The sequence below is a fragment of the Mycobacterium sp. E3247 genome, from assembly GCF_001667785.1.
Taxonomy (GTDB): domain Bacteria; phylum Actinomycetota; class Actinomycetes; order Mycobacteriales; family Mycobacteriaceae; genus Mycobacterium.
On sequence record NZ_LZJG01000471.1, the window covers coordinates 1 to 635 of the forward strand.

The 635-nt window shown below is 63.9% G+C and carries 1 protein-coding gene; it reads left to right on the top strand.

Annotated elements, in window-relative coordinates:
- Nucleotides 1-33: 33 nt before the first annotated feature.
- Nucleotides 34-635: sensor domain-containing protein (locus A9X04_RS23020; protein WP_067925485.1), on the top strand; the 602-nt coding region annotated here is incomplete at its 3' end.

A 635-nucleotide genomic window follows, 5' to 3' on the forward strand; every position in this document is an offset into this window, starting at 1 on the left:
GCTCGGGGCTGTAGTGGTCGCGTTGGCGGTTGGGTGTGGCGGCGGGCAGGGCGGCGGCCACAACGCCACCTCGGTCGCACCCTCGCCGACGCCATCGATTCGCTGATCTTGGCGCCAGACCTGATTAACGAGATTGTCGGTGCGAAACTAAACTGGGCGTCCAAACCTCCGCCCGGCGCGACCTCCCCGCCCGTGGCCGCCTTCGTCGACGAGGGTAACCCGCAGTGCGAGCCGCTGATCGCGCCGGACACGTACTCGGTGGGGGTGGCTTACACCGCGTGGCGGAGCAATCTCTACAAAGAGGACAAGGACACGTACGAGCATGCGGTCCGTCAAGCCGTTGCGACGGTTGTCGATTCCAAAGCAGCGACGGTGTTGCTTGGCGACGCTTTTGCCAAGCGTCTCGATGCGTGCAGCAATGCCGTCATCCACCTGAGCGGCAAATATCGATGGAGATTCCAGAAGACCGACGCGACCGATACGGGAGTGCGGTGGACGGGAACGGAACTGGAGGACGGGCAGATCACCGGCTGGATCTGCCCCAACGTGGCGCGCGCGAAGAACAATGTGATCATCACTGCGCAGGTGTGCCAATACGGCAATGGCGCTCCGGCCACCGCGACAGTTCTGGACCG